Origin of the sequence: Pseudomonas inefficax (assembly GCF_900277125.1) — a bacterium.
Lineage (GTDB): Bacteria > Pseudomonadota > Gammaproteobacteria > Pseudomonadales > Pseudomonadaceae > Aquipseudomonas > Aquipseudomonas inefficax.
In genome coordinates this window covers 263,657-287,327 of sequence record NZ_OPYN01000164.1, presented here as the reverse complement: position 1 = coordinate 287,327, position 23,671 = coordinate 263,657, and the positions used below count along the sequence as shown (strand labels likewise).

Here is a 23,671-nt window from a genome sequence, read left to right as displayed (position 1 = left end):
GCAAACGCCCGCTGGCCTCAACAAAACGCGCTGCGACAGTGCATCAGCGGTAGAATCGCCGCAACCAGCACAACAACGATTCAGAGGTCGACGCGGTGGAGTTGCAGCAGGGCTTTGTCCTGACCCGACATTGGCATGACACGCCCGAAGGCACCTGCGTGGAATTCTGGCTGGCCACCGACCAGGGGCCACGGCAGCTGCGCCTGGCGCCACAGGTATCGGTGGCATTCATCCCCCAAGCGCAGGAAGCGCACGCACGAGTGCTGCTGGCCAATGAGCCTGGTATCGAGCTGCGGCCGCTGCAACTGAAGGACTTTGACCAGCGCCCGGTGCTGGGGCTGTACTGCCGCCAGCACCGGCAACTGATACAGCTGGAGCAGCGCCTGCGCACGGCCGGTATCGATGTGTTCGAAGCCGATATTCGCCCGCCCGAGCGCTACCTGATGGAGCGCTTCATCACCGCGCCGGTGCAGTTCACCGGCCAACCGGATGCCCAGGGCGTGTTCTGCGATGCCCAGCTCAAGCCTCTGGCGGGTTATCGGCCGCCGCTGCGCCTGGTGTCGCTGGACATCGAGACCAGTGAGCGGGGCGAGCTGTACAGCATTGCCCTGGAAGGCTGTGGCCAGCGCCAGGTGTACATGCTCGGGCCGGCCAACGGCACGGCTGAGGGCCTGGACTTCGATTTGCACTACTGCACCGAGCGCGCCGACATACTGGCCTGCCTCAACCAGTGGATGGCCAAGCACGACCCGGATGCGATCATCGGCTGGAACCTGATCCAGTTCGACCTGCGCCTGTTGCATGAGCACGCCAAGTTGCTGCAGGTACCGCTGGCACTTGGGCGCAATGGCGCGCCGATGACCCTGCGCAGCCAAGCCGGTGGTGGCCACGTATTCGCCGATGCCCCGGGGCGGCTGCTGATCGACGGCATCGAGGCGCTGCGCTCGGCGACCTGGAGCTTCCCGTCATTCAGCCTCGAAAGTGTCGCCCAGACCCTGCTCGGTGAAGGCAAGGCCATCGACACGCCGTACCAGCGCATGGATGAAATCAACCGCCGTTTCGCCGAGGACAAGCCGGCGTTGGCGCGCTACAACCTCAAGGATTGCGAGCTGGTGACGCGCATCTTTGCCCACACCCGCCTGCTCGAGTTCCTGCTGGAGCGGTCTTCGGTGACCGGCCTTGCGGTGGACCGCAGCGGTGGCTCGGTAGCCGCGTTCTGCCACTTGTACATCCCGCAGATGCACCGCCTGGGCTTCGTCGCTCCCAGCCTCGGCAGCCGCCCCGACGAAGCCAGCCCCGGTGGTTTCGTCATGGATTCGCGCCCGGGCCTTTACGACTCGGTGTTGGTGCTGGATTACAAGAGCCTGTACCCGTCGATCATTCGCACCTTCCTGATCGACCCAGTGGGGCTGGTCGAAGGCTTGCGCCAGCCCGACGATGAACACTCGGTGGAGGGCTTTCGGGGCGGGCGTTTTTCCCGTAGCGAGCATTGCCTGCCGGCCATCGTCGAGCGGGTATGGCAGGGCCGGGAGGCGGCCAAGCGCGAGGGCAACGCGCCGCTGTCGCAGGCGCTGAAGATCATCATGAATGCCTTCTACGGAGTGTTGGGTTCGAGTGGCTGCCGCTTCTTCGACCCGCGCCTGGCTTCATCGATCACCATGCGCGGCCACCAGATCATGCGCCAGACCCGTGCGTTGATCGAAGCCAGGGGGTATGAGGTGATCTACGGCGATACCGACTCCACCTTCGTCTGGCTCAAGAGCCCGCATGACGAAGCGGCTGCGGCCTCCATTGGCCGGGACCTGGCAGCGCAGGTGAACGACTGGTGGCGCCGCCATCTGCGCGAGCAGATGAACCTGCAAAGCGCGCTGGAACTGCAGTTCGAAGTGCATTACCGGCGGTTTCTGATGCCGACCATTCGGGGTGCCGAAGAAGGCAGCAAGAAGCGCTACGCGGGCTTGGTGCGGCGCGCGGATGGCACCGAAGAAATGGTCTACAAAGGGCTGGAATCGGTGCGCACCGACTGGTCACCCTTGGCTCGCCAGTTTCAACAGGAATTATACGGTCGGATCTTTCGCGGTCAGCCGTATCGTACTTTTGTACAGGGGTTCGTGCGCCAGACCTTGGCAGGTGAAATGGCCGCGCTGCTGGTGTACCGCAAACGCCTGCGTCGACCGCTGGCAGATTATCAGCGCAACGTGCCGCCGCATGTCCGCGCTGCGCGGCTGGCGGATGAATACAACCAGCGCCTGGGCCGCCCCCGGCAATACCAACGAGGTGGCTGGATCAGCTACGTGATGACCGTTGCCGGGCCAGAGCCGCTGGAGAATTGCCCGTCTCCAATCGACTACGAGCATTATCTGACCCGCCAGTTGCAGCCCGTGGCAGACGCGATCCTGCCCTTCGTGGATGATAGCTTTCAGGCGTTGACGGGGCGGCAAATGGCGTTGTTTTGAGGGCGGTGCTAGTTATGTAACCCACTGCAGCGTCATTGCGAGCCTACTGTCCTGGTTTTTCATCGCTACCCAGGTACAGCATGACCATACCGACGCAGCACGACCCCGCTATCGACACGTTAGCCGCCGAGCAAAGTTATCAGGACAGCCTGATCGTAAATCGCATGCCACTTTGGATGCGAAGATTGAAGATCGCTTTGCCAACCGACCAGAACATTCCCGCCCATGGCTTCTTCCAGTCGGAACACGATGCGCTGTGTGATGCGTTGAAAGCCAGCCTGGAATGTCGGCAGTGGCTGAAAAAGACGATGGCCCGCATTGAGCAGGTCGATACGTTTACCTTGCGCATGCTGGACCAAGCCATGCGCGATACCTTCGGCATCGATCAAGCCTCGGGCCTGGCTCTGCGAAAGTGGTACACCTACTTCGATCCTGCCCCAGGCATCAGCTGGGGGCGATACCCGCTCCAGCAAAAAGGCCACTACGATGTCCCTTTGCATGATGCGGCGCTGGAAAATTTCACCGAGGGAGAGGGCAAGACGGATCAGCACAAGGACAACTGCATCGTTGACGGGCGAGAGCGCACGATCAAAGCAGTCAGTGCGCCAGCCTTTGCCCGGATGTGTCGGACGTTGGATCTTGGTGCCCAGTACCAGCGCCATCTGGACAGCGTGCTGAACGCGCCCGCGAGCGAACGCACGCAATGGCAGAGCGCCGTCTCGACATTCGCCCGCCTGTACCGGTCGCAAATGTTGATCGATGCGTGCAAGGCCAAAAGCGAAGGTGTGCTCAGCCCATCCCAGTTTCGGATGGTCCTGGCGTTATGCAAGCAAGGCCGAGCGGGCCTGCTCGATGAATCGCGGGTGGAGCTGCGACAACTCACGGCGTTCAACTGCGTCTTGCAGCAGATCGTGGTCTTTGACGTGACTCAGCAGGCCCCGCTGTGGGATTTCACTCGCCAGATCCTGGTATACATTCCGGGAGACCCTAATGGCCCTTGGAGCGTAAGCACCAATCTGGAGACGTTCATCCGCAAGGTGTTGGGCTATCGATTGCGGAAAAACTCATATCTGCAATTCTTCCAGCGTTTTGTGCTGCGGCGAAACAGGCAGGATTTTTTCAGCAAGGTGCAAGAACGGCTGGGGGACCTGACAGACAGCGCCACCCGGGAGATGGACCAGAGCCTGAAAGATTATACCTTGCCATTGTTCGAGCAACTTGCGGCGGACAGAGTCGCGCAAATCAAGGATGACGCGGCCATGATCGCCACGCCAGTGGCCATGCTGGACCGCGAAGCGCAGGAAAAACACCGCGAGCGGATCAAGGCTGAAGGATGGACACTCATCACCTTGGCGGGGGCGTTCATCCCTGGGCTGAACACCTTGCTGCTGGCAGTGATGGCGTGGGACATGTTTGGCGAAATTTTTCATGGGCTGGAAAGCTGGCTTGAAGGCGACACCAGGGCGGCCATCGATCATTTCACGACACTGTGCAAGGACGTGGCAATCCTTGGGGTCACGTTCGCGATCGTGCGCGGAGCGAGTCGCGCGTGGGCAGCTGTGGACAACTGGATCCCGGCCCGGCTGGAAAACGGCAGCCGTAAACTCTGGAATGGTGATCTACAACCTTTCCGCAGTGAGGCCCCACCCGATGGCGCGGTAGCGGATGCTGCGGGCGTCTGGCGCGCAGGCGACAAGAAATGGATCGTAATGGATGGTTATTACTACCAGGTCGTCGAGCGCGTCGATAGCGAGTGGCAACTGCGCCCACACGCGGGGCACGCGCCGCTGCTGAGGCATAACCAGGCCGGCGCCTGGCGGCTGTGGTGCGAGCAGCCGGCCAGCTGGACCGACACGCATCGAATGTTCCATCGCCTGGGCGAGCCATTTTCGCAACTTGACCCCGCGCAAATCGACCAGGCCCTTGCGATCCATGGTATCGAACCGGATCACCTGCGGGCGCTGCACGTGTATGCCCGGCCCGCTGAAGCCGAGCTGGTCGACACGGTTCAAAGGTTGTTGATCGATCGCAGGATCGCCACGCTGCTGCAGGGCCTTGGCACCGGCCGCGGGGTTGATGATAGTGAACTGCTCGACCTTGCGCGGGCATTGCCCGGGGCAGCCGACCACCAGGAGGCGGCACTGATCACGCAGGTGCGCGCTCAGCGGCGTTTCTTGTTCCAGCAGTTGTACCAGGCGCAGCAGGCTCAGGGTGCTGATGAGCCTGCCGTGGCGATACTGCGCAAGGCGTTTCCACGCCTGCATCGGCTTGCAGCACGACAGTTGCTCGATGCAGCGACCAGCGAGGATCGAGAGTACCTGAACACGCACGGCAAGATGTCCTGGCAATTGACGCGCAGGGCACGCCAGAGCGTGTTGAGAATCCGCGTGGCCCGTGCGTGTGAAGGGTTGTTCATCGAAACGCCGCAGTCCCTGGACCATGCCAAGGTCGTGCTGACACTGCTGGACACGCTCCCCGACAACGCAGGCCGGCCGCACTGGCGCTTGTACGATGAGGATGCGCTGCGGCCGATATTCAGCTCAGGTGGCAGCGGGCGCAGCTACAGGCTAGTGCATCGCTCCGGCCAGTTCGAAGTCGAGGATGCCCTGGGCGTTCCACTGGTCGAGGCCAGCACGTTATGCGAAGCCTTGACGGATGTGCTCGACAATGAGGACCGCCTGGCCCTGGGCTTGAGCGAACCCTATGCCGAAAGTTTACGCGCGGCATTGGCCCGACAGGTAGCCGGACGTAGCGAACTGCTTGCTCAGGTTTTGGGCAAAGAACTCGACTCGCGCTGGTTGCAGCCCCCTCAACGGCTGGATGAAGGCCGGATCGGCTACCCATTGGGAGGCAGTGTAGGAGGTTTTGCCAGGCCCTTGTCGCGGCCCCGTGGGTTGGCGGCGCGCCTTCGCGATTTGTATCCGGCCTATTCGGATCAGCAGATCGATGCCTGGCTGGTTAAGCTGCGCAACCGAAACCTTGACGCGGAACTAGGCGCACTGGAACGACAAGTCGAGCAGTTGGGCGATCACTTGCGCCAGTGGGAGAGCGGGGCGCCGTTGTTGCAGAGATCGCAATACAAGGAATTCAGGAAAGGTTTACTGGAGTGTTGGCGCGAGCTGATACCTGGCCGAGCGTACCCAGTGCGTTCGGATGACATGTGGGAATGGGGCTATACGACCCGTCATCTTCGCTCGTTGCCAGCGTTAGGTGCGCAGTTTCGCTTCCCCCATGTGCAGTCATTGGCATTGCGCGAGCTGCGCCTGAAGTCGATTCCCGATCAATTCCTGTTGAGTTTCCCAAATCTCAAAAACTTGGAGCTGGCACATAATCGGCTGACCAAGGTGCCTTCGTATCTGGCATTGCTGGATTATCTGAAGTTTCTTGATTTATCGCACAACCGGATTGCATTGGACGACGATCAGGTCCTCGGCCTCGCAGGCTGCCGGCATCTGCATTACCTGAACCTTTCAGATAATCGGCTGGGTCGCACGTTCTCCGTTCGCTCGATGACGCAGTTGCGAGAGCTGCGGTTTGCCGGAAACGGTTTGAACGCACTACCAGACGGATGGCGCAGTTGTGAAGAGCTTTATTACCTGGGCGCTGGAAATAACAGCATCGCAAACCTGCCAGATGAATTTTTTGAGTCTGATGTTTGGCAAACCGGGTACGTCGTATTGCGCGGTAATCCCACCGCCCACCAGCAGACGGCTCAGTACCAGGATGCCTGGTTGCTGCCCGACTTGAGTGAGGTGCCCGCCAAGCTGAACTGGCTTGATCGATTGGACGAGAACAAGGAAGATTTTTCCAACCTCTGGATGCAGGTGCGCAACAAAAAGAACTCTAGCGGTTTTCTGGAGCTAATGCGCGGACTCACTCGCTCTCGAGACTTCAGCCATGACCGTCACGTGGAGATATTGGCTGCTCGTGTCTTTGACTTGATGGAAGATATTGTCGATAACGAGCCGCTGGGCGAGCACATCTTGAGCGTGGCCCGGCTGGAGAACTGCGCGGACAGTGCCTCTGTGTGGTTGAATCAACTGGAAGTCAGTGTGCTGGAGTGGAAGGCCGAGCAAGAAGCAGCGGACGACGGTATTGAAGAGGAGCTGATTGTGCTAGGTCGTCGCCTGTGGCGCTGGCACCAGGTGCGCCATGAAGCAGTATTGGCCGCACGGGCAGTAGGCGAGGAAAACGAGAGCGTGGAGTGGGCGCTGGCCTTGTCCATTGAGTTGCGTGAAAGGCTGGACTTGCCGTTTGGCGGTAGGTCGATGCGCTTTCCAGCGATGGCCGCCTATGCGCCTGGGCAAATCGACGCCATTTTCGCAAGTATTCGGCTGCGCGAGACAGAGGACAACGTGGCAAGGTTCATGCTCGATCATCAATTCTGGCGCGCTTATGTGGATACCCACTGGGAAGAGGATCGGGTCATCCCTGCTCGTTTTCATGAACAACTGGAGGTACTGTTGGCGCGCGATCCCGAGGGACCCGAGGTAACCGCGCTTCAGCGAGAACAGAAAGAATGGGTCGTGCAGAACGACCTCCAGTTGACGGTCGCGGCTTTGCAACGACATATGCAAGCGTAGTCTCATCGGACTGGGACGTCCGGGCCTGGCCCCCTTCCAAGCCACATTGAACTATGCTCAAACGCATGTCCGAGCGTGGGAGCGTTGGGTTGTGCATCCGGCAACAGCGATCAGGTAACGGCAAGTTACCTTTCGCTCACACCTTTTGCCGGTAGCTGGTTTAACCTTTGCCGTCGGATCTTTCTCCCTGATCTGTAGTCTTTGGTTTGTCGAGAGAATAAGGAGATACGCATGCTTGTTCGGTCAGTGACCCTCGCCACATTGCTCGCTTTAAGCTGGCCCCTGCTTGCCGCCGACAGTGATGCGCCATTGGCGAAGGAGCTGGGCAAGGCCAGGCCATTGGTAGTGATCGCACCGAGCAGTGCCGATCCCACTTTGCGTGGGCTGAACAAAGCGCTTGAGGATCCTGCCACCCAGAAGGCGTTCAAGGAGCGCAACCTGGTGCTCTACAGTGTTGCCAGCATGATGGGCAAGCGTGAGGACAAGAACCTCGAGCAGCAGACCACCATGGCCTTGATACGCGAGTTGAAGCTGGGTGCCAGCAAAGGTACCAAGGTGATCCTGGTGGGCAAGGACGGTGAACGGCACATGCTCAAGGACGATGAGGAGGGCGAGGCCATCGACCTGCAGGTTATTTTCAAGGCGGTCGATGAGCTGCCTGCCAGCGAAAAAGCCATGACGGCGCCCGAACCTGTGGCTGCAGCGGCACCGGAAGCCAAGGCCAAGGACAGCAAGCCAGCCAAGCCCGCCAAACCTGCCGCGCCGCCCAAACCGCTGGAAGACTGACCCCGCACAACGGCCCCGAGGCACCTTGGGGCCGCCGTGTATCCCACTGTATCTGCCCACGCCGCAGACCCATTCCCATACAAAACCGCACCCCGCGCGATACATCCACGACATACCGCAACGGCCTAATGGCTCCACATTCCAACCACAGTGGAGCGACACCATGACTCAAGTACGAAATACCCTCGGCCTGCTCGGCGCAGCCCTGATCGGCAGCATGGCATTGAGCAGCAGCGCCTTCGCCGTCGAGCCGTTGGCCCAGGGTTACCAGCTGGCTTCGGCCAAGGTGGCCGGCGAGGGCAAATGTGGTGAAGGCAAATGTGGTGGCAGCGCCAAGGCCACCCAGGGCGAAGGCAAATGCGGTGAGGGCAAATGCGGTGCCAGCGCCAAGGCCGGTGCCGAAGGCAAGTGTGGCGAGGGCAAGTGTGGTGATGCCTCGTTCGCCAAGACCGACAGCAACCACGACGGCAAGGTCTCGCGCGACGAGTTCCTGGCGGTGGCCAAGGACCGTGCCGGAGACTTCGACAAGATCGACAGCAACCATGATGGCTTCATCTCCGAACAAGAGGCGGCGGATCACCTGAAGGCGATCTACCAAGCCAATGGCAAGGCCATGCCCGACGGCTTGTTCAGCCACCTGACCGGTAAACCCTGACCTCCTGGCCCATGAACCGCACAACGCCCCTCCTGCTGGTCAGGTGGGGCGTTGTGCCTGTTGCGGAGAGCTGTTCATGCATCCCTCATCTTTATCCCCCGTTCCTTTACAGGCCGGGCTTGGCCTGCGCCGTGGCCTGTTGCCGGAACTGCTGGCCCTGGACGCTGGCACCGTGGACTTTCTCGAATGCGCACCGGAGAACTGGATTGCCGTGGGTGGTGCCTACGGCAAGGGCCTGTCGCAGCTGGCCGAGCGTTTTGCCATTACCTGCCACGGGCTGTCGTTGTCGCTGGGTGGCAGCGAGCCGCTGGACCGCCATTTCCTTGGCCAGACCCGCCAGTTTCTCGATCGCCACCAGGTGCGCCTGTACAGCGAGCACCTGAGCTATTGCAGCGATGACGGGCACCTGTACGACCTGATGCCCATTCCATTCACCGACGAAGCGGTGCGCCATGTGGCCGCGCGGATTCGCCAGGCCCAGGAATACCTGGAGCGGCGTATTGCCGTGGAAAACATCAGCTACTACGCCGCGCCGTACCAGGCGATGAGCGAACTCGAGTTCATCCGTGCGGTACTCGATGAGGCCGACTGCGACCTGCTGCTGGACGTCAACAACGTCTTCGTCAATGCCTGCAACCACGGTTACGACGCCCTCGAATTCCTTGCCGGCTTGCCCCCGGTGCGGGTGACCGGCATGCACGTGGCTGGCCATTACGATGAAGCGCCGGACCTCAAGGTAGACACCCATGGGGCTGCGGTGAAGGAAGATGTGTGGGCACTGTACGCGGTCGCCTGTGCGCGCTTCGGTGTGAAACCGACCGTACTCGAGCGTGATTTCAACTACCCGCCGCTGGCCGAACTGCTCGCTGAAACGGCGCGCATCCGCACTGCGCAGCGTGCTTCGGGAGGGCATGCAAATGAATGAGACCTTGCGTGAGCAGCAGTACACCTTGGCCCGGCACCTGCGTGACCCACAGCGCCATGCGCCACCGCCGGGTGTGGAGGCCCGGCGCCTGAAGGTTTATCGAGAGTTGTTCTATGGTGCTATCGAAGGTTTGCTGGCCGGCAGTTTTCCAGTGATGCGCCAGGCATTGGGCGAACAGCGCTGGCATGCCCGAGTGCGAGATTTCTATGCCAATTACCGCAGCCAGACACCGTTGTTCACCGAGATTGCCGAAGCGTTCGTCGATTACCTGCAAGGCATCGAGCTGGACGCGCCCTGGCAGCTGGAGCTGGCGCACTATGAGTGGGTCGAGGCGCAGTTGTATCTGAGCGATGCCGAGGACCCGGCCCATGACCCGGCAGGCGACCTGCTGGAAGGGGAGCCGCTGTTGTCGTGCGTGGCGCGGGTGTTGGCCTATCGTTGGCCGGTGGAACGTATCGGGGCGGATTACCAGCCAGCGGTCGCGCCAGCGGCGCCGACCTTGTTACTGGTTTATCGCGATGCGCAGTTGAAGGTGCGCTTCGCACGCTTGGCGCCGCTAGCGTACCGGTTGCTGGCACTGGAACAGGGCAGTGGGCGGGCGCGTTTGGAGGCGCTGGGAGGTGGTGTGGAAGAGGGGTTGGCGCTGCTGGAGGGGCTGCGCGAGCAGGGGGTTATCATCGGTACATGTTGAATCGTGGCATTTTGGGGGGGCGCTTTGCGCCCCTATCGCGACACAAGGCCGCTCCTACAGAGATACGCGATCCCTGTAGGAGCGGCCTTGTGTCGCGATGGGCTGCAAAGCAGCTCCGGCGTTCTCACCTGCAGAACCGCGCCCTCAGCCAATGATCCAGGCTCAACCGCCCAGCCCCTTTCAGCAGCAGCGGCAGCAACGCCACCAGGTAGATCAGCGGCAACTTGAAGTTGCCAAAGCCCTGGTCGGTAATCGCATACCCTTGGGCCAGCTCGGCCAGGCTCGACCAGTGCGCCGGCCAATGCACCGCGGCGATCGCCACCACGGTCACCACCATTAGCCCCAATGAGGCCAGCCGGGTACCGAGCCCCAGCAACAGCAATAACGGCAGGATCAGCTCCGCCCACATCGACAGCTGCCAGTTCAGCTCTGCAGGTAGCAGGTTGAAGGGGAACGGGAAGTTCGCTTGCAGGTCGGCGAACCAGTTGCTGCCATTGAATTTCTCCCAGCCGGATTCGAAAAATTCCCAGGCCAGGAACAGCCGCAACGGCAGGTCGGCGCTCCAGGTACCGAAACGGTCGAAGGTGGTCAGGGTGCGGGTCAAGGTGGTCATGCTGGTTTTCTCTCTTCAGGAAGTACACGGGCGTTACGGCGTTGCTGGCGGGCCAGCTTGGCGGTGAGCTTGACGGCGATGGCGCTGAACATCAGGGCGAACGCCAGCGGGTACCAGCCACCCATGGGGATGCGTTTGTAGAACGACAGGCAGAACACCGCGGCCAGTGCCCACATGCCGGTGCTGTGCAGCGCCTGCCAGGCACGGCCACCCAACAGGCGCATCGGGGCCTTGAACGAGGTGATGGTGAGCAGCAGCAGGGACAGATAGCCGAGGGTGCCGGGCAGGCTGGAGGTGAGTGTGCGGCCGGCCCAGAACAGCTCGGGGAATTGCTGGGCGTAGCGGTAGATCAGTACCCCATGCACGGTGTGGGAAAAGGCGAATGCCAACCCCAGGTAGCGCCGTTCCTGCAGGATGCGGCGGCTGCTGGTGCCAGGCAGCAAGGTCACCAGCGACGAGGCCAGGAAGGCCAGCAGGAATAGCGCGAAGGAGCTGCGCGCAGTGGCACGGATCGCGCTGCGCAGGCCGTCCGGATCAGGTTGGCTGGCCAGCACCACGGCGGTCATCGCCAGGGTCAGGCCGGCCAGCGTGGCGAACAGCCTCCAGCCGGAGGGAAGGGTGAGGGGTTTCATCAGGGAGGCTCCCGGGGTGTGGTTATGTAACCGGGAGTGTGTGGGGGTGGGGTATCTGCAGTGTGTCGGCGGTGGTGGGGTTGTGTATCGGATTGTAGAAGTCGCTCAAGCGCCGCATTCCCTGTAGGAGCGGCCTTGTGTCGCGATCGGGCCGCAAAGCGGCCCCAGGTTTTCAGCTTCGCAGCATAAATTGCCGGGGCCGCTTTGCGGCCCGATCGCGACACAAGGCCGCTCCTACAAAGGACTGCGAGCCATTCATTTGAGTTCGATCTGCGCGCACAGCCCGCCGCTTGCGCGGTTACTCAGGGTCAGTCGACCGCCCATGGCCTGGATCAGCTGGTGGGCAATCGCCAACCCCAGTCCGGTACCGCCGGTACTGCGGTTGCGTGAGCCTTCCACGCGATAGAACGGCTTGAGCACTTCATCCAGTTCGTCACCGGGTATGCCTGGCCCGTTGTCGAGCACGCGGATCACGGTCAGGTCACCCTCGCGACATACCTCCAGCTCGGCAGCACCGGCAAACTTGAGGGCGTTGTCCACCAGGTTCACCAGCACCCGGCGCAGTGCATGCGGGCGGGTTTCCAGCAGGCTGCCGCTGCTGCCATGGCGCTCGACCTGGGCGCCACTGTCCTGGTAGTCGAACACCAGGCTGTCGAGGAACGCATCGAGGTTGACCCGGCACGGTGCCTCGGTGCTGGTGTCCATGCTGCGGGCATAGGCCACGCCTTCACGCACCAGGTGTTCCATCTCGCCAAGGTCGCTCCACAGCTTGTCCTTTTCCACCCCTTCGTCCATCACTTCGACACGCAGCTTCATGCGCGTGATCGGCGTTTGCAGGTCGTGGGAAATGGCCGCCAGCAACTGCATGCGTTCCTTGAGATAGGCAGCGATGCGCGCCTGCAGGGCGTTGAAGGCCGCGGCGGCGTAGCGCACCTCGCGCGGGCCGCTTTCATCCAGTTTTACGCCAGGCTTGTCCGGGTCGAGGTTGTCCACCGCGCGGGCCAGGCGGGTCAGCGGGCCGATCGCCAGGCGTACCGCCAGCCAGGTGCACAGCAACAGCACGGCCAACTGGATCAGCAGGACCACGGGCAGCCAACGTGCCACAGGGACCGGCGATGGGGTTACGTCGATGGTCAGCGGTGCACCATCGGCCAGGGTCAGATGTGCCTGGAAGTGCGCATTCGGGCCGGGGATTTCCTGGAAGGACAGGCGATAGTCGGCACCAATGGCCTTGACGATCGAGTCGGCGGCCATGGGCGGGTCGCTGGTCGGCATGGCTTCGCCCGCCAGGCCCTGGTCCAGCCGGTAGCGGTAGGTACGCCGCTCCAGGCGCGGCAACCACGCGGCGCGTTCGGCCGCAGGCAGGCGGTCGAGGATGGCCACCGAGGTGGCCACGTCCTGCTCCAGGGTGCTGAGCATCATCGAGCGGCTGCTGATGTAGCGTTCGTACGCCTGCAGACCAAACGACAGTCCGTAGGCCAGCACCAGGCCGGTGAAGAAGATCAGTGCCAGGCGCGAGGCCAGGGTACGTGGCCACTTCATGATGGCGACTCGAGCAGTTGCACCGGCAGCGAGAACACGTAGCCCTCGCTGCGCACGGTCTTGATGCAGCTGGGCTCGCGCGCGTCGTCACCCAGGCGCTGGCGCAGGCGGCTGACCAGCAGGTCGATGGAACGGTCGAAGATGTCGGCTTCGCGGCCTTGGGTCAGGTTGAGCAACTGTTCACGGCTGAGTACCCGCTGCGGGTGGTCGAGAAACACCCGTAGCAGGCGGTATTCGGCACCACTCAGGGCTACCAGGGTGCCTTCGCTGTCGAGCAGATGGCGCGCGGTGGTGTCCAGCCGCCACTGGCCGAAGCCGAGCAGGCGGCTGCTTTCGCTGATGGTCAGGTTGGGCGGCAGCATGCGCGTGCGGCGCAGCACGGCGTTGATACGGGCCAGCAGTTCGCGGGCCGAGAACGGCTTGGTCAGGTAATCGTCGGCGCCCATTTCCAGGCCGATGATACGGTCGGTTTCGTCGTTGCGGGCGGTCAGCATCAGCACCGGGGTATTGCGGTGCTTGCCGGCGCGCAGTTCGCGGCACAACAGCAAGCCGTCGTCGCCGGGCATCATGATGTCGAGGACGATCAGGTCCACGCTGTTGGCTTCGAGAAAGGCGCGCATCTGCCGGCCGTCGGCGACGATGCTGGTGCGCAGGCCGTTCTTCTTCAGGTAGTTGCCGACCAGTTCGCGGATTTCGCGGTCGTCGTCGACGATCAGGATGTGATCGACATGTTCCATGCGCTGCGTTCCTGTGCAAAAGGGATGGGCGCAGTGTACCGAGCGCGTTCGCGCTTGCCTGCGGGGCTTTGTATTGCAGTGTATCTGGCATATGTACAGACACAGGAGGAAGCACATCACAGCTTCGGGCGACACATGCGGGATACCTGGCCGGCGTGAAATGGCTCTCGACCGGGGAGCACAACTCCCCACCCTCAAGCGTTACCAGGAGAGATGCCATGAACTTCAACACCTTCGCCCGTGCCACCCTGTTCGCCGTGCTCGGCTTCGGCGCCATTGCCGCTCAGGCTTCCACCATGCCGATGGACGATTCCGGGGTCATGCAGTACCGCTACGGTGATAACCTGGATGTGAAGAAAGTGCTGTCGATACAGGATGACCAGAGCGACGCCTGCGGCCTGGTGAACACCCGCATGGACTACCTCGACTCCAAGGGCCAGCAGCAGAGCGTGCAGTACCGTACCTACGCCACCGGCGGTTGCCATGAAAATTGATCGCCGCTTGTTGGTTGGCGGAATTGCGGTGGTGCTGGCCGGCCTGGGCCTGGCCGGGCACCTGATGGCCCGCGACAGCTACGGTGCCATGCCGTCGCTGTCGGGCGCCAGCCAGTGGCTGAACTCGGCGCCGCTGGATGGCCCCGGGCTCAAGGGCAAGGTGGTGCTGGTGGACTTCTGGACCTGGGACTGCATCAACTGCCGACGCAGCCTGCCGCATGTGAACGAATGGGCGCGGCGCTATGCCGACCAGGGTCTGGTGGTGGTCGGTGTGCACACCCCGGAGTATGACTACGAGCACGATGTGGGCACCTTGCGTGACAAGGTGGCCAGGCTGGGGATCGGTTACCCGGTGGCGGTGGATAACGACTACAAGGTGTGGAATGCCTGGGGCAACCAGTTCTGGCCGGCACACTACTTTGTCGACCGCAAGGGGCAGGTGCGCCATGTGCACTTTGGCGAAGGGGATTATGGTGGGCAGGAGCAGGTGATACAGGCGTTGCTGGATGAGAAAGGATGAGTTGTCTGTGCCGGCCTCTTCGCGGGCTTGCCCGCTCCCACAGGTACTGCACCGCTTGCAGACTGTGCGAACCCTGTGGGAGCGGGTTTACCCGCGAAGAAGCCAACACCGATCCGTCAGGTGAAACTGGCAAAATGCGCCTGCATCCGCTCCGCATCCGCCTGGCGCCCGCTGAATAGTTCGAACGCCTTCACCGCCTGGAAAACGGCCATGTTGCTGCCATCCAGGGTGCGGCAGCCCAGTGCCCGGGCAGCGCGCAGCAGTTCGGTCTCCAGCGGGAAGTAGATGATTTCCGCCACCCACAGGCGCGCATGCAGCAGCTCCACCGGCAGCGGTGTGCCCGGCAGCTTGGCCATGCCCACCGGCGTGGTGTTGACCAGCCCGTCCGCCTCGGCCAGGGCCGTGGCCAGGTCGGTGCCGAGCACGGCACGCCCGGCACCGAAATGGCCATTCAGGTTGTCCACCAGGGCCTGCGCCCGGGCCGCGTCCACTTCGAACAGTACCAGCCGCTCGACCCCTTCACCCAGCAAGGCATGGGCGACGGCCGAGCCTGCACCACCGGCACCCATCTGCACTACTTGGCGCCGTGCCACATCCGGCAGGCCACGACGCAAGCCTTCGGCAAAGCCCAGGCAGTCGGTGTTGTGGCCAACCCGCTTGCCGTCCTTGAGCACCACGGTGTTCACCGCGCCGATGCCGCGGGCTTCGTCCGACAGTTCGTCGAGCAACGGCAGGATCGCCTGCTTGAACGGGTAGGTGATGTTGAGCCCGGTGAAACCGGTGTGCTGGGCGGCGTCGAGCAAGCCGGGCAGGGCGTTGTCGTCCAGTTGCAACTGGTCGGCATCGATCAGCCGATACAGGTAGCGCAGCGCCTGGGCATCACCTTCGTGTTCGTGCAGGGCTGGGGTGCGCGAGAGCTGGATGCCGCGGCCGATGAGGCCGGCGAGGATGGCCTGCTGGCTCATGCGCTGTGCTCCTGCAGCATTTCGGCGAAGTGGCTGAGGGCCATGCGGTAGCCATGGCTGCCCAGGCCGCAGATGACCCCGACGGCGACGGACGATACGAACGACAGGTGACGGAACGGTTCGCGCTTGTGCACGTTGGACAGGTGCACTTCGATGACCGGCACTTCGCTGGCTACCAGGGCATCGCGAATGGCCACCGAAGTGTGAGTCCAGGCACCGGGGTTGATCACGATGCCGGCGCAGCGGCCACGGGCGGCATGGATCCAGTCGATCAGTTCGCCTTCATGGTTGGTTTGACGGAATTCGATTTCCAGGCCGTGGGCATGGGCGGTATCGGCACAGCCCTTGGCCAGGTCGGCGAGGGTTTCGTAGCCGTATTGTGCAGGCTCACGGGTGCCCAGCATGTTCAGGTTAGGGCCGTTGAGCACGAGAATAATGGGCTTCATGACGGGGCATCGCTTTGTTGTTGTTGGATGCGTTTAGTTTTGTACCGCCTGGTTAGTTTAGTCAATTGGACTAAACCGCTGCACCCGGAAAGTGGGCGATTATCGAACCCTCAACACACCCTCTGTAGGAGCAGCCTTGTGCTGCGAAGAGGCCGGCAATGCCATTACATCTGCTGAGACAATACCGGCCTCTTCGCAGCACAAGGCTGCTCCTACAAAGAGAATGCAGCTGGATTACAAAATTGTAATTTTCCCGCCACCGCCCCGATAAGCACGGTTTTCTACAGTCCCTCGCCAAAGCTCGCCGACGAGGACCTGTTTCGTGCCCATCCCCCGCAAGACCGCCTTGCTCTGCCTGTTGCTTGCTGGCGCCGCCAGCGCCCAAGGCAACCAGAGCCTGAGCCTGCCCCAGGCGCTTGATGCCGCCTTTGCCCAGAACCCGGAGCTTGCCGCGGCCGGCCGGGAAATCGGCATTGCCGATGGCGAGCGGCGCCAGGCCGGGTTGATCCCCAACCCGGAACTGTCCTGGGAGGTCGAGGACACCCGCCGTGACACCAGCACCACCACTGTCACCCTCAGCCAACCGCTGGAGCTGGGCGGCAAGCGCGGCGCACGCATCGCCGTGGCCGGTGCCGGGCAGGCCATTGCCCAACTGGACCTGGAGCGCCAGCGCAACGGCCTGCGCGCCGATGTGGTGCAGGCCTTCCACGCGGCCCTGCGCGCGCAAACCGCGCTGGAGCTGGCGCAGCAATCGCAGGCATTGACCGAGCGTGGACTGCGGGTGGTGCAGGGGCGGGTGACCGCTGGCCAGTCATCGCCCGTTGAGGCCACCCGGGCCCAGGTGCAGCTGGCTCAGGCCCAGGCCGAAGTGCGCCGTGCGCAAACCCAGCGCAGTGTGGCCTACCAGGCCTTGGCACGGTTGACCGGCAGCCCGCTGGCAAGCTTCGACCAGTTGCAGGCAGCCAACCTGTCCCCTGGTGATGCGCCCAGCGCCGACGCCCTGCTCGACCAGGTCGAGCAGACTGTCGAATGGCGCCTGGCCGCAGCCCAGGTCGAGCGTGGCGAAGCGTCCCTGGGGTCGGAAAAGGCCCTGCGCATCCCCAACCTCACCGTCAGCCTTGGCAGCCAGTACAGCCGCGAAGACCGCGAGCGGGTCAATGTGGTGGGCCTGTCGATGCCCTTGCCGCTGTTCGACCGTAACCAGGGCAACGTGCTGGCCGCGGCCCGCCGCGCCGACCAGGCCCGTGACCTGCGCAACGCCGTGGAGCTGCGCTTGCGCAGCGAAACCCGCAGCGCCGTTAGCCAGTGGGCCACGGCCATGCAGGAAGTGCAGGCCTACGACCGCACCATCCTGCCTTCTGCCCAGCAGGCCGTGGACACTGCCACACGCGGTTTCGAAATGGGCAAGTTCGCCTTTCTCGATGTACTCGACGCCCAGCGCACGCTGATCGAGGCGCGCGGGCTGTACCTCGAGGCGCTGGCCACGGCGACCGACGCGCGGGCGCAGGTCGAGCGGATCTATGGTGACCTCGGTTCACGGTAGGAGCGGCCTTGTGTCGCGATCGGGCCGCAGAGCGGCCCCAGGTTCTCGACGGCATGCACATTGCCGGGGCCACTCTGCGGCCCGGTCGCGACACAAGGCCGCCCCAACAGGCGATGGCATCAGCGCAGACTTTGCATTCAACCGCAGGAGCAACAATGAACAACCCACGCAAGCTCGCCCTACTGGCCATGGCCATTGCCGCGCTTGGCCTCGGTGGCCTGGCCTGGACCGGCAACCTCGGCATCGCGTCGAGCACTGAAGCCCGGCACGACGACCTCGGCGAAGACAGCCATGGCCACGGCGAGCAACAGGCCGGCGAAGGCCACGAACAGGAGGAGGGCAAGCTGCACCTGTCCTCCGCCCAGATTGAGGCCGCCGGTGTGCAACTGGCCGATGCCGGCCCTCGTGAACTGGGCACCGCCATCAGCTTCCCGGGTGAAATCCGCTTCGACGAGGACCGCACCGCCCACGTCGTGCCACGCGTGCCTGGTGTGGTCGAGTCGGTGCAAGCCGAACTGGGCCAGGCGGTCAAGCGTGGTCAGGTGCTGGCGGTAATCGCCAGCCAGCAGATTTCCGACCTGCGCAGCGAACAGCAGGCTGCCCAGCGCCGCCTGGAACTGGCGCGCCTGACCTTCCAGCGTGAACAACAACTGTGGCAGGAACGCATCAGCGCCGAGCAGGATTACCTGCAGGCCCGTCAGGCGTTGCAGGAAGCCGAGATTGCCTTGGCCAACGCCCGGCAAAAGGTCGCCGCCGTGGGGCCGGCCGGCGCCGGCAACCGCTATGAACTGCGCGCGCCGTTCGATGCAGTGGTGGTGGAAAAGCACCTGACCGTGGGCGAGGTGGTCGATGAGACCAGCAATGCCTTCACCCTGTCTGATCTGAGCCGCGTCTGGGCTACCTTCGCCGTCGCCCCGCGCGACTTGGACAAGGTCACCACAGGCCGCAATGTCACGGTCAGCGCGCCGGACCTGGGCGCCCAGGTCGAGGGCAAGGTCAACTACGTCGGCAGCCTGCTCGGCGAGCAGAACCGTGCCGCCACTGTCCGCGCCACGCTGGCCAACCCCAACGGCGCCTGGCGCCCAGGGCTGTTCGTCAATATCGCGGTCAGCGTCGAACGCTTCGACGCCGCCGTGGTGGTACCGGAAAGCGCCCTGCAAACCTGGGAGGAGCAGACCGTGGTGTTTGCTCGGACCGAGGAAGGCTTCGAGGCCCGCCCGGTGAAGACCGGCCGCCGCGACGCCGGCCAGGTGGAAATCACCACCGGCCTTGCCGCCGGAACCCAGGTGGCCGCTGCCGGCAGCTTTGTCCTCAAGTCCGAACTGGGCAAGGGCTCGGCCGAGCACAGCCATTGATAACGGGGACACCTGCATGTTCGAACGCCTGATCCAATTCGCCATCGAGCAGCGCCTGGTGGTGATGCTGGCCGTGGTGCTGATGGCCGCGGTGGGTATCCACAGCTACCAGAAACTGCCGATCGACGCTGTACCGGACATCACCAACGTCCAGGTGCAGATCAACACCGCCGCGCCCGGCTATTCGCCGCTGGAGACCGAGCAGCGCATCACCTTCGCCATCGAGACCGCCATGGCCGGCCTGCCCGGGCTCAAGCAGACCCGCTCGCTATCGCGTTCGGGCCTGTCCCAGGTCACGGTCATTTTCGACGACGACACCGACCTGTTCTTCGCCCGTCAACTGGTCAACGAGCGCCTGCAGGTGGCACGCGAGCAGTTGCCCGAGGGCATCGAAGCGGGCATGGGGCCGATTTCCACCGGGCTGGGTGAAATCTTCCTGTGGACGGTGGAAGCCGAGCAGGGCGCGCTGAAGGAGGACGGCACGCCGTATACCCCGACTGACCTGCGGGTGATCCAGGACTGGATCATCAAGCCGCAGCTGCGCAACGTGCCCGGAGTGGCCGAGGTCAACAGCATCGGCGGCCATGCCAAGCAGTACCTGATTGCGCCGGAGCCCAAGCGCCTGGCGGCCTACAAACTCACCCTCAACGACCTGATCGCGGCGCTGGAGCGCAACAACGCCAACGTCGGTGCCGGCTACATCGAGCGCAATGGCGAGCAGTTGCTGATTCGCGCGCCAGGCCAGGTGGCGTCGGCCGAGGACATCGCCAATATCGTCATCTCCAGTGTCGATGGCACGCCAATCCGCGTCAGCCATGTTGCCCAGGTCGGCCTTGGCGAAGAGCTGCGCTCGGGCGCGGCCACCGAAAACGGCCGGGAAGTGGTGCTGGGCACGGTGTTCATGCTGATTGGCGAGAACAGCCGCACGGTGTCCCAGGCGGTCGCCGCCAAGCTGGTCGAGATCAACCGCAACCTGCCCAAGGGCGTGGTCGCTGTTACGGTGTACGACCGCACCAACCTGGTGGAAAAGGCCATCGCCACGGTGAAGAAGAATCTGGTCGAAGGCGCCATCCTGGTCATCGCCGTGTTGTTCCTGTTCCTGGGCAACATCCGCGCTGCGCTGATCACCGCCATGGTCATTCCGTTGTCGATGCTGTTCACCTTCACCGGCATGTTCAGCAACAAGGTCAGCGCCAACCTGATGAGCCTGGGCGCCCTGGACTTCGGCATCATCGTCGACGGCGCGGTGGTGATCGTGGAAAACGCCATCCGCCGCCTGGCCCACGCCCAGCAGCGCCATGGCCGCATGCTCACCCGCAGCGAGCGCTTCCATGAAGTATTCGCTGCCGCCCGTGAGGCGCGCCGGCCGCTGATCTACGGCCAGCTGATCATCATGGTGGTGTACCTGCCGATCTTTGCCCTGACCGGGGTGGAAGGCAAGATGTTCCACCCCATGGCCTTCACCGTGGTCACCGCCCTGCTCGGTGCCATGATCCTCTCGGTTACCTTCGTGCCGGCGGCCATTGCCCTGTTCGTCACCGGCAAGGTCAAGGAAGAGGAGGGCCTGGTAATGCGCACGGCGCGTCAGCGCTATGCCCCGGTGCTGGCCTGGGTGCTGGGCCGGCGCAAGCTGGCGTTCGCTGCCGCTGCCACCCTGGTGTTGTTGTCCGGGCTGATGGCCAGCCGCATGGGCAGCGAGTTCATCCCCAGCCTCAGCGAAGGCGACTTCGCCCTGCAGGCCTTGCGCGTGCCGGGCACCAGCCTGTCGCAGTCGGTCGACATGCAGCAGCGTCTGGAACAGGCGATCATCGCCCAGGTGCCGGAAGTGGAGCGGGTGTTCGCCCGCACGGGCACTGCCGAGATCGCCTCCGACCCGATGCCGCCGAACATTTCCGATGCTTATGTGATGCTGCGCCCGCGTGAGCAATGGGCCGACCCGGGCAAGCCGCGTGATGAGCTGATTGCCGAGGTACAACGTGCCGCCGCCAGCGTGCCGGGCAGCAACCACGAGCTGTCGCAGCCGATTCAGCTGCGCTTCAACGAGCTGATTTCCGGGGTGCGCAGCGATGTGGCGGTGAAGCTGTTCGGTGATGACATGGAGGTGCTCAACCGTACCGCCGTGCAGATCGCCAGCAGCCTGCAAGGCGTGCCGGGCGCGTCCGAGGTAAAGGTCGAGCAGACCACTGGCCTGCCGGTGCTGACCATCGATATCGACCGCGACAAGGCAGCCCGCCATGGCCTGAACGTGGGCGATGTGCAGGACGCCATTGCCATTGCCGTGGGTGGCCGCACGGCCGGCACGCTGTACGAAGGTGACCGCCGTTTCGACATGGTGGTGCGCCTGTCGGAAACCCTGCGCACCGATGTCGATGGGCTGGCCAGCCTGCTGATTCCGGTGCCGGCCAGTACCGCTGCGGGAGCCGGGCAAATCGGCTTTATCCCGCTGTCGCAGGTAGCCACGCTGAACCTGCAGCTGGGGCCGAACCAGGTCAGCCGCGAGGATGGCAAGCGAGTGGTGGTGGTCAGTGCCAATGTGCGCGGGCGTGACCTGGGCTCGTTCGTCGAGCAGGCCGAACAGACGCTGATCGAGCAGGTGCAGATACCGCCGGGTTACTGGACCCGCTGGGGCGGCCAGTTCGAGCAGCTGCAGTCGGCGGCCAAGCGCCTGCAGGTGGTGGTGCCGGTGGCCTTGCTGCTGGTCATGGCGCTGTTGCTGATGATGTTCAACAACCTCAGGGATGGCCTGCTGGTATTCACCGGCATCCCGTTCGCCCTTACCGGCGGGGTGCTGGCGCTGTGGTTGCGGGACATTCCGTTGTCCATTTCCGCTGGCGTGGGGTTCATTGCCTTGTCGGGCGTGGCGGTGCTCAACGGGCTGGTGATGATCGCCTTTATCCGTGGCCTGCGGGAAGAAGGACGCACGCTGCGGGCAGCGGTCGAGGAAGGCGCGCTGACGCGCTTGCGGCCGGTGCTGATGACGGCACTGGTGGCGTCGCTGGGGTTCATCCCGATGGCCTTGGCTACCGGCACCGGGGCCGAGGTGCAGAGGCCGCTGGCGACCGTGGTGATTGGCGGGATTCTGTCTTCTACTGCACTTACCTTGCTGGTGTTGCCGGCGTTGTATCAATGGGCGTATCGGCGGGAAGAGGTGCAGGAGGGTTGAGCGTTTTGGGGCTGCTTTGCAGCCCATCGCGACACAAGGCCGCTCCTACAAGGGTTTGCGTCAATTTGCGGCTGATGCGATCCCCTGTAGGAGCGGCCTTGTGTCGCGATGGGCCGCAGAGCGGCCCCAAATTCTCAAACAGTACGACGAGCCCCAGCCCTTGCACCGTCGCCCCCAGCCTCATCATGCAACGAAATCCGCGAAGTTTCCGGCAACGACAACCCGCCCACCAGCGCCACCAGCGCAATCACCACCAGGTAGAAGGCCGGTGCCAGGCTGCTGCCGGTCTGCCCGATCAGCCAGGTCGCCACCAACGGCGCGGTGCCGCCGAACAGCGTATAGGCCACGTTGTAGGTAATTGCCGAAGCGGTATAGCGGGTACGGGTGGGGAAGCTTTCCGACAGCAATGCCGCCGTGACCACGCCACTGCACAACGCGCCAACCGCCAGCAGGATCACCCCCAGCAGCGCCCCGGACATCGAGCCGGAGCTGGCCAGCCAGTACGCCGGGAACACGCACAGCATCACCCACAGGCAGGTAAAGCCGATGGTCTTGCGCCGCCCGACGCGGTCCGAGAATGCCCCGGCCAGCGGGCAGCCGACCGCGGCGAACAGCAGGGCCACGGTGGTTACCAGCAGCGATTGCGCGCGGGTCAGGTTGCCGACCAGTTGCAGGTAGGTAGCGAAGTAGGTGGTGAACATGTAGAACGACAGCGCGGTCAGCGAGATGAAGGCCCCCAGGTTGCGGATCGCCCGGCCATGGTTGCGCAGGGTTTCCTTGAGCGGCGAATGTTCATGCTCCTTGCCTTGGGCGATGGCTTCGCGGAACGCGGGGGTTTCTTCCATGCGCCAGCGCAGGTACAGGCCGACCAGCCCCAATGGCGCGGCGATCAGGAACGGTATGCGCCAGCCCCAGGCATTCATCGCCTCGGCCGACAGGCTGGCTTCCAGGCCATAGGCGATCACTGCCGCGCAGGCAAAGGCGGAAAAGGTCGACACCGGCACGAAGCTGCCATAGAAGGCGCGCTTGTCGTTTGGCGCGTGCTCCATCAGGTAGGCGCAGGCCCCGGCATACTCGCCACCAGCGGAAAAGCCCTGCAGGCAGCGCGCCAGGGTCAGCAGCGCGGGGGCTGCCAGGCCGATGCTGGCGTAGGTCGGCAGCAGGCCGATGAGGGTCGTGGAGCCGGCCATCAGCAGGATGGTCAGCGACAGGATGCGCTTGCGCCCCAGGCGGTCACCCAGCGCGCCGAACACGATGCCGCCCAGCGGGCGCAGGGCGAAGGCCACGGCAAACACCGCAAAGGTCTTGAGCAAGGCCACGCTGGCGTCCTGGCTGGCGAAGAACTGGCTGGCGATCAGGGTAGCGAGAAAGCCGTAGACGGCGAAGTCGAACCATTCGACGAAATTGCCGATGGCCGAGGCGGCGATCACCCGGCGCAGGGTGGCGGGGGATACCTCGTGAGGTGCGGGCATGCGAGTGCTCTCCGGTTCCATTGGCAGGCATGATGAAAGTGGCGCGGTCGGGCCGCGCCATCATTGTTGTGCTTGCCAGTAGATAGCCGGGCG

Annotated in this window: 18 protein-coding genes; 11 read left to right on the top strand and 7 right to left on the bottom strand. The window is 63.5% G+C overall.

Annotated features, from left to right (window positions below; all coding sequences use genetic code 11):
- Nucleotides 1-95: 95 nt before the first annotated feature.
- The 6 genes from JV551A3_RS19730 to JV551A3_RS19705 all read left to right on the top strand — a co-directional run bounded on the left by JV551A3_RS19730 (nt 96) and on the right by JV551A3_RS19705 (nt 10,096).
- Nucleotides 96-2,456 (top strand): DNA polymerase II, encoded by a 2,361-nt coding sequence (locus JV551A3_RS19730; protein ID WP_133971104.1) that lies wholly within the window; start codon nt 96-98, stop codon nt 2,454-2,456.
- Between the two features lie 80 nt (nt 2,457-2,536).
- Entirely contained in the window at nt 2,537-7,039 is a 4,503-nt protein-coding gene (locus tag JV551A3_RS19725; protein WP_133971106.1) for an NEL-type E3 ubiquitin ligase domain-containing protein, read from the top strand.
- Between the two features lie 231 nt (nt 7,040-7,270).
- Nucleotides 7,271-7,825, top strand: coding sequence for a DUF4174 domain-containing protein (locus JV551A3_RS19720; protein ID WP_133971108.1), 555 nt, complete (start codon nt 7,271-7,273; stop codon nt 7,823-7,825).
- 163 nt (nt 7,826-7,988) lie between these two features.
- Nucleotides 7,989-8,480: an HvfA family oxazolone/thioamide-modified RiPP metallophore gene (locus JV551A3_RS19715; RefSeq protein WP_133971110.1), complete on the top strand. Its 492-nt coding sequence runs from the start codon at nt 7,989-7,991 to the stop codon at nt 8,478-8,480.
- 76 nt (nt 8,481-8,556) lie between these two features.
- Nucleotides 8,557-9,405: an HvfB family MNIO-type RiPP peptide maturase gene (locus tag JV551A3_RS19710; protein WP_133971112.1), complete on the top strand. Its 849-nt coding sequence runs from the start codon at nt 8,557-8,559 to the stop codon at nt 9,403-9,405.
- A complete protein-coding gene (locus JV551A3_RS19705; protein WP_133971114.1) occupies nt 9,398-10,096 on the top strand; it encodes an HvfC family RiPP maturation protein in 699 nt (232 codons plus the stop codon). Before JV551A3_RS19710 ends, JV551A3_RS19705 begins: the two co-directional genes overlap by 8 nt.
- 124 nt (nt 10,097-10,220) lie before the next feature.
- Here the strand turns inward: JV551A3_RS19705 and JV551A3_RS19700 are convergent, their stop codons facing one another.
- The 4 genes from JV551A3_RS19700 to JV551A3_RS19685 all read right to left on the bottom strand — a co-directional run bounded on the left by JV551A3_RS19700 (nt 10,221) and on the right by JV551A3_RS19685 (nt 13,620).
- On the bottom strand, nt 10,221-10,709 hold the full coding sequence (locus JV551A3_RS19700) for an HvfX family Cu-binding RiPP maturation protein (protein ID WP_133971116.1): 489 nt from the start codon (nt 10,707-10,709) through the stop codon (nt 10,221-10,223).
- Complete coding sequence (locus tag JV551A3_RS19695) at nt 10,706-11,341, bottom strand: ferric reductase-like transmembrane domain-containing protein (RefSeq protein ID WP_133971118.1); 636 nt, start codon at nt 11,339-11,341, stop codon at nt 10,706-10,708. The genes JV551A3_RS19700 and JV551A3_RS19695 overlap by 4 nt, the downstream gene beginning before the upstream one ends.
- 255 nt (nt 11,342-11,596) lie before the next feature.
- The gene (locus JV551A3_RS19690) at nt 11,597-12,883 is read right to left on the bottom strand and encodes a sensor histidine kinase (protein WP_133971120.1); all 1,287 of its coding nucleotides are present in this window, start codon (nt 12,881-12,883) and stop codon (nt 11,597-11,599) included.
- The gene (locus tag JV551A3_RS19685; RefSeq protein ID WP_003250463.1) at nt 12,880-13,620 is read right to left on the bottom strand and encodes a response regulator; all 741 of its coding nucleotides are present in this window, start codon (nt 13,618-13,620) and stop codon (nt 12,880-12,882) included. The genes JV551A3_RS19690 and JV551A3_RS19685 overlap by 4 nt, the downstream gene beginning before the upstream one ends.
- A 218-nt stretch (nt 13,621-13,838) precedes the next feature.
- Between JV551A3_RS19685 and JV551A3_RS19680 the strand changes: the two genes are divergently transcribed.
- Together JV551A3_RS19680 and JV551A3_RS19675 are read left to right on the top strand one after the other, a co-directional pair.
- Nucleotides 13,839-14,114 carry a DUF2790 domain-containing protein gene (locus JV551A3_RS19680; RefSeq protein ID WP_133971122.1) on the top strand — a complete coding sequence of 92 codons (276 nt, stop codon included), beginning with the start codon at nt 13,839-13,841 and terminating at the stop codon, nt 14,112-14,114.
- Complete coding sequence (locus JV551A3_RS19675) at nt 14,104-14,634, top strand: thioredoxin family protein (RefSeq protein WP_133971124.1); 531 nt, start codon at nt 14,104-14,106, stop codon at nt 14,632-14,634. Before JV551A3_RS19680 ends, JV551A3_RS19675 begins: the two co-directional genes overlap by 11 nt.
- A 116-nt stretch (nt 14,635-14,750) precedes the next feature.
- On the opposite strand, the gene JV551A3_RS19670 is transcribed toward JV551A3_RS19675, so the two are convergent.
- On the bottom strand, nt 14,751-15,599 hold the full coding sequence (locus JV551A3_RS19670; RefSeq protein WP_133971126.1) for a shikimate dehydrogenase: 849 nt from the start codon (nt 15,597-15,599) through the stop codon (nt 14,751-14,753).
- Nucleotides 15,596-16,045, bottom strand: a complete 450-nt coding sequence (gene aroQ, locus JV551A3_RS19665) for a type II 3-dehydroquinate dehydratase (RefSeq protein WP_133971129.1) — start codon at nt 16,043-16,045, stop codon at nt 15,596-15,598. Before aroQ ends, JV551A3_RS19670 begins: the two co-directional genes overlap by 4 nt.
- A 322-nt stretch (nt 16,046-16,367) precedes the next feature.
- Between aroQ and JV551A3_RS19660 the strand changes: the two genes are divergently transcribed.
- The 3 genes from JV551A3_RS19660 (at nt 16,368) to JV551A3_RS19650 (ending at nt 22,106) form a co-directional block, all read left to right on the top strand.
- Nucleotides 16,368-17,588, top strand: coding sequence for a TolC family protein (locus tag JV551A3_RS19660; RefSeq protein ID WP_133979047.1), 1,221 nt, complete (start codon nt 16,368-16,370; stop codon nt 17,586-17,588).
- A 155-nt stretch (nt 17,589-17,743) separates the two neighbouring features.
- On the top strand, nt 17,744-18,943 hold the full coding sequence (locus JV551A3_RS19655) for an efflux RND transporter periplasmic adaptor subunit (protein ID WP_133971133.1): 1,200 nt from the start codon (nt 17,744-17,746) through the stop codon (nt 18,941-18,943).
- Nucleotides 18,944-18,959: 16 nt separating this feature from the next.
- Nucleotides 18,960-22,106 (top strand): efflux RND transporter permease subunit, encoded by a 3,147-nt coding sequence (locus tag JV551A3_RS19650; protein WP_133971135.1) that lies wholly within the window; start codon nt 18,960-18,962, stop codon nt 22,104-22,106.
- A 134-nt stretch (nt 22,107-22,240) separates the two neighbouring features.
- Here JV551A3_RS19650 and JV551A3_RS19645 read toward each other — a convergent pair whose 3' ends face one another.
- Complete coding sequence (locus tag JV551A3_RS19645) at nt 22,241-23,578, bottom strand: MFS transporter (RefSeq protein ID WP_133971137.1); 1,338 nt, start codon at nt 23,576-23,578, stop codon at nt 22,241-22,243.
- Nucleotides 23,579-23,671 lie beyond the last annotated feature (93 nt).

Excerpts from the sequence above, each read along its gene's own strand:
- JV551A3_RS19650 (WP_133971135.1), top strand. The coding sequence starts at position 18,960 with ATGTTCGAACGCCTGATCCAATTCGCCATCGAGCAGCGCCTGGTGGTG.
- JV551A3_RS19725 (WP_133971106.1), top strand. The coding sequence starts at position 2,537 with ATGACCATACCGACGCAGCACGACCCCGCTATCGACACGTTAGCCGCC.
- JV551A3_RS19695 (WP_133971118.1), bottom strand. The coding sequence starts at position 11,341 with ATGAAACCCCTCACCCTTCCCTCCGGCTGGAGGCTGTTCGCCACGCTG.
- JV551A3_RS19715 (WP_133971110.1), top strand. The coding sequence starts at position 7,989 with ATGACTCAAGTACGAAATACCCTCGGCCTGCTCGGCGCAGCCCTGATC.
- JV551A3_RS19645 (WP_133971137.1), bottom strand. The coding sequence starts at position 23,578 with ATGCCCGCACCTCACGAGGTATCCCCCGCCACCCTGCGCCGGGTGATC.
- JV551A3_RS19720 (WP_133971108.1), top strand. The coding sequence starts at position 7,271 with ATGCTTGTTCGGTCAGTGACCCTCGCCACATTGCTCGCTTTAAGCTGG.
- JV551A3_RS19670 (WP_133971126.1), bottom strand. The coding sequence starts at position 15,599 with ATGAGCCAGCAGGCCATCCTCGCCGGCCTCATCGGCCGCGGCATCCAG.
- JV551A3_RS19700 (WP_133971116.1), bottom strand. The coding sequence starts at position 10,709 with ATGACCACCTTGACCCGCACCCTGACCACCTTCGACCGTTTCGGTACC.
- JV551A3_RS19710 (WP_133971112.1), top strand. The coding sequence starts at position 8,557 with ATGCATCCCTCATCTTTATCCCCCGTTCCTTTACAGGCCGGGCTTGGC.
- JV551A3_RS19680 (WP_133971122.1), top strand. The coding sequence starts at position 13,839 with ATGAACTTCAACACCTTCGCCCGTGCCACCCTGTTCGCCGTGCTCGGC.
- JV551A3_RS19690 (WP_133971120.1), bottom strand. The coding sequence starts at position 12,883 with ATGAAGTGGCCACGTACCCTGGCCTCGCGCCTGGCACTGATCTTCTTC.
- JV551A3_RS19675 (WP_133971124.1), top strand. The coding sequence starts at position 14,104 with ATGAAAATTGATCGCCGCTTGTTGGTTGGCGGAATTGCGGTGGTGCTG.
- JV551A3_RS19655 (WP_133971133.1), top strand. The coding sequence starts at position 17,744 with ATGAACAACCCACGCAAGCTCGCCCTACTGGCCATGGCCATTGCCGCG.
- JV551A3_RS19685 (WP_003250463.1), bottom strand. The coding sequence starts at position 13,620 with ATGGAACATGTCGATCACATCCTGATCGTCGACGACGACCGCGAAATC.
- JV551A3_RS19705 (WP_133971114.1), top strand. The coding sequence starts at position 9,398 with ATGAATGAGACCTTGCGTGAGCAGCAGTACACCTTGGCCCGGCACCTG.
- aroQ (WP_133971129.1), bottom strand. The coding sequence starts at position 16,045 with ATGAAGCCCATTATTCTCGTGCTCAACGGCCCTAACCTGAACATGCTG.